This is a genomic window from Streptomyces sp. FH025 (genome assembly GCF_017427025.1).
GTDB lineage: Bacteria > Actinomycetota > Actinomycetes > Streptomycetales > Streptomycetaceae > Kitasatospora.
Window position 1 is genome coordinate 1 of the sequence record NZ_JAFLNG010000647.1, and the last position, 4,406, is coordinate 4,406.

Sequence of the window (4,406 nt, forward strand, 5' to 3'; positions counted from 1 at the left end):
GGTGGCTGCTGCGCACGGCGCCGGGGCGGGTGCGGATCTCCTCGGAGAGGGCGCCCATGGTCGGGGAACAGCGAGTACTCGCCGGGTCGTAGGGCGGCATCCGGTCGAGGTAGGCGGTGACCTGCGCCGGGGAGAGTCCGGCGATGGCGTTCTTGTGGATCCGCGAGGTCGCCGAGTTCTCGGGGTTGGCGGTGTAGGCGACCAGCGTCCCTGCGCCGCCCAGGGCGTCGAGCAAGGTGTCGGCCACCCCGGCCGCGCCGCCGGTCACCCAGCCGAGGGCGCGCAGGGACGCCTGGACGTGGAGCACCATTCCCGGCCGGACGCCGAGTTCGGCGAGTCCGACGGCCAACTGCCCGGTGGTGAGGGTGTTCCGGGCGCGGGCGGAACCAATGAGGGCGGCACCGGTGCGGGCGGTACGGGGCAGCATGGTCGTCATACCGGCATCAGGCCCCCGTCGCACGGACGTGGCCGCGCTCGTCCCGGATCCGGTCGGCGGACTGCTCGGCGGCCCTCGGCATCGGCACGGCGAGCCACGGGGCGAGGCTCTCCCGCATCCCCTCGACGAACCGCACGCCGACGCCCGTCAGCGCCCCAGACTCGACCAGCCGCTCGACCGCCTCCGCCGTGTACCGCCGCCAGAGCGTGAACTGCGCCCGCGCCCGGTCGGCGGCCTCGCCCGGCAGCCCGTCGTACGCGGCCGTCCGCGTGCCCCAGTACTCGGTGACCGCCAGGTGCGCGTACGTGCCCTGGAGCAGGCCCTCCAGCGGGCGCGGATCGGGCCGCCAGGGAGCGAAGTACAGCCGCTCGTCGGCCCGGTCGTAGAGGTCGAACAGGTCCAGCACGGCCCCCAGCTTCACGTGCTGGAACTCGTGCGCCAGCAGCAGCGCCAGTGTCGGCGCGGTGGCGGGCCGCGCGATGCCGACCGCCCCGAACGCCTGCCGCGCCGCCGAGCTGACGTCCCGTCCGGCCGGTCCCGGCCGCAGCGGCGTGACGGTGCCCAGCCCCGCGCGGATCCCCTCCGCGTACCCGGGAAGGTCGCGCCCGAGCAGCTCCCAGGCCTCCCGCAACGCGCCCGTCCAGCCCAGCAGTTCGCTCTCCGACAGCCGATCGGCCACCGGGTGGTCGTGGCTGTCCCGCAGCGGGTCGAGGTCCTCCAGCGCGACCGTCCACCCCCCGGCCAGCCGGACCCTCCGCAGCGGCTGGTCGTACGCGGTGAACACCGACCCGCCCGAGGCCCGCACCTCGAAGCCGTCCGCCAGGCCCGTGACCACCGCCTCCCCGTCCGGTACGGCGATCCGCCCGAGCGTCGGCAGGTGCAGCCACCCGCCCCGCACCGGGACGGCGACCGCATCCCCGCGCCCGGCCCGCACCGCCGCCGCCGCGGCCAGCGCGGCCAGCGGCCCGAGCCCGACGGAGAGGTCCCCGGCGAGCCGCCGGGCCGCCCAGGCGCGGGCGTACGGGTGCGCGAGGACGGCGTCCACGGCGGCGGGCGCGCCCACGTCGAGCGCCGACAGAAGGCTCCACGCCTCCGCGCGCCCCTGCCCGGAGGCGTCCCAGGCGGCGGCCAGCATCGCCCGGGTGAGCGCGAGTTGGGATTCCGCGAGCGCGGAGACGGTGTCCGCTCCCCCGTACCCCCGGGCCAGTTCCTCGACCTGCGCCGGCGTGAGCGCGGTCGGCAGCAGCGACTCCCCGCCCTGCGCCGGGACCGCCGGAGCCGCCGGGACCGCCGCCGGCCCGGTGGACGAACCACCGCTCTCCGAAATGCCGTTGATGCCATTGATGCCGTTGATGAGCTGCATGAGGTCACCGCAGTAGACGGAGGGATTGTCGAAGTCAGTGTCCGCCCGGTAGCGGTGGGCGTACAGCCCGCCCCCGCAGGAGCGGACCACCGGACAGGACCGGCATTCCTCGCTCAGTCCGGCCAGGCCGGACTGCCGGGCGGCGATGCCGGGGTGGCGGGCGAGGTCGTCCAGGCTGTGCGCGAAAACGTTCATCCCGGTGGCGGGCGCACCGTCGTACGCGGTCTTCAGGCTGTCGGCCTGCTCGAAGGACCCGTCCGTCTCCAGGACGGCGAGGTCCGAGGGCTCCAGTCCGAGCGACTCGGTGAGGCTGGAGAATCCGCGCAGCGTCCGGTGCACGGATTCGAAGGTCCGGACGGCGAACGGCCGCCCGTCCGATTCCCACAGCCTGTGGACGGTGAGCAGCCAGTCGGCGTACGGAGTCTCCCCGCCGCCCGGGAGCCGCTTGGGCGGCTCCTCCCAGGTGGCGTGCGGCAGCAGGAAGTCGACGGCCGGGGGCTCCAGTTCGGCCAGCGCCCGGTAGACCGCGGCCGGGTCGTTCTCGATGTCGACGGTGCACAGCAGCCCGGCGAACAGGTGCCGGTACTCGGGCTCGTTCAGCAGCGCGACCGCCCGCAGCACCTGGGGGTGGCTGCTGCGCCCGTCGGCGAAGCGACGGTGGCGGTCGTTGGCGGCCTTGTCGCCGTCCAGCGAGATGCCGACCTTCACGCCCAGGTCGGCGAAGAGTTCACAGTAGTCCTTGGAGAGTTGGACTCCGTTGGTGTGGATGCGCAGGTCCAACGCGCAGCCGGGGGGCAGCGCCGCCCGGAGCGCCTCGGCGGCGTGGCGCAGTCGGTCCGGGCCGGCGAGCAGGGGCTCTCCCCCGTGCAGGACGACCCGGACAACGGGCAGCCGGTGGGAGGCGGCGTGCTCGCCGATCCGCTCGGCGACGGCGTTCAGGACTTCTTCACCGATGACCTTGGGACGTCGCCGCCAACTGGTGTCGGCATGCTCGTACACGTAGCAGTGATCGCAGGCGAGATCACACCGGCTGTGGACCTTCACGACGAACTGGGTGAGAGGTCGCGGAGTTGGCGTCATGGTCGATCGGATTCAGCGGAGCCGACGGCGGGTCGGCCGATCAGATGGAGGAGTTGAAGGCCGCGACCGGAACTCCCGCTCCGGTGTCGGGGAGGGCTCGGTGAAGCCTGGCGGCGAGTTCCTCCGCGCCGAGTCGGGCGAGGTCGTCCAGCGACGGCCGATCGTCACCGCGGTTCGGCTGAGGCTCCGTCAGTTCGGTGCGGGGCGTGGTGTCCAGTGCGGATGTCATGTTCGATTCTCTTCCACGATGGGGGTTAGAGAGAAGCACCGCCGGGTATATACCCCGGCTTGGTCGCAAGGGTACTGCGCGCCTGCACGTCGCGACGCTCCCTTACGAGCCCCTGACTGCCCACTACCCGCTTCAGGCTGCGGCGTCTCGCCAAAAGTTCACCCGTCCAGCGGTCGCGTGAGGGCACTCGACCGGCGCACAGGCGGCCACGGGGGCCGGGGTCAGAGGTCAGGGGCCCGATCACACCGGCGGCGCCTCCACGAAGACGTCCGCCCGCCCGGAAGGGTCGGCCGCCAGGTTGCCGAACGCCGCCCGGGAGTCGGGGTGGTCCGGCCCCAGCGACTCCGCCAGCACCTCCGCGGCCCGCTCGTCCAGCTCCCGCGCACCGGCCGGATCGCCCACCGCGGCCAGCGAGTTGGCGTGGTTCAGCAGCGCCGCCCCGACGTACCGGTGCCGCTCCCCCAGCTGCGCCCGCAGCCCCTCCAGCACCCGCCCGGACAGTGCCGCGGCCTCCTCCACGCGACCGTCCCGGCGCAGCAGCACCGCGAGGTTCCCGGCGGCGATCAGGGTGGTCGGGTACTCCTCGCCGAGGTGGGCGCGGTGGTATTCGAACACCGCCCGGGCCAGCTCGACCGCGCGCCCGCTCTCGCCCAGCGCGGCGAGGTCGACGGCGAGGTTCCCGGCCGCGGCCGCGGTCTCCGGGTGGTCGGCCCCGTACCGGGCCAGCCCCCGGCGGTACGCCTCCTCGTCGGCGGCCCGCGCCTCCTCGTACCGGCCGAGCCGCAGCAGCGCGCCGCCGAGGTGCCGCAGACCGCGCAGGGTGCCGTCGTGGTCCTCGCCGTAGCGCGCGCGGGAGCGCTCGACCGTGCCCGCGAGCGCGGCCCGCGCCTCCTCGTACCGCCCGGCCTCGCGCAGGGCACGGGCCCGGTTGAGTTCGGAGATGACGGTGTACAGGTCGTCCTCGCCGAGCACCGACCGCTGACGGGCCGCGGCGGTCGAGTGGCCTTCGAAGGAGTCGTCGAGGTCGCCGGCCAGGAAGGCGGAGACGGCCAGGTTGTTGAGGCTCATCATGGTGCGCGGGTGGTCCGGCCCGAGGACCCTCTCGGCGGCCTCCAGCGTCCGCCGGTCGAGCGCCTGCGCCTCGGCGTAGCGGCCGAGTTGGCGCAGGTCGCCGCCGAGGCCGGCGGCGGCCGCGATGGTGTGCAGGTGGTCGGGGCCGAGCAGTTCGGTCAGCCGCTCCCACGCCTCCCGGTCGGTCCGGTACGCATCCTGTGCCGCGCCCTGGAGCCTGAGCACGT

Annotated in this window: 4 protein-coding genes; all 4 read right to left on the minus strand. The window is 74.3% G+C overall.

Going from position 1 to position 4,406, the window contains the following annotated elements; all coding sequences use genetic code 11:
- Nucleotides 1–436: AAC(3) family N-acetyltransferase (locus tag J0670_RS31240; RefSeq protein ID WP_207815229.1), on the minus strand; the 436-nt coding region annotated here is incomplete at its 3' end.
- 7 nt (nucleotides 437–443) lie between these two features.
- Entirely contained in the window at nucleotides 444–2,879 is a 2,436-nt protein-coding gene (locus J0670_RS31245) for an FxsB family cyclophane-forming radical SAM/SPASM peptide maturase (protein ID WP_207815231.1), read from the minus strand.
- A 40-nt stretch (nucleotides 2,880–2,919) separates the two neighbouring features.
- The gene (locus J0670_RS31250; protein ID WP_207815233.1) at nucleotides 2,920–3,108 is read right to left on the minus strand and encodes a hypothetical protein; all 189 of its coding nucleotides are present in this window, start codon (nucleotides 3,106–3,108) and stop codon (nucleotides 2,920–2,922) included.
- A 240-nt stretch (nucleotides 3,109–3,348) separates the two neighbouring features.
- The coding region (locus J0670_RS31255) for a tetratricopeptide repeat protein (RefSeq protein ID WP_207815234.1) at nucleotides 3,349–4,406 on the minus strand (1,058 nt) is incomplete at its 5' end.

Excerpts from the sequence above, each read along its gene's own strand:
- J0670_RS31245 (WP_207815231.1), bottom strand. The coding sequence starts at position 2,879 with ATGACGCCAACTCCGCGACCTCTCACCCAGTTCGTCGTGAAGGTCCAC.
- J0670_RS31250 (WP_207815233.1), bottom strand. The coding sequence starts at position 3,108 with ATGACATCCGCACTGGACACCACGCCCCGCACCGAACTGACGGAGCCT.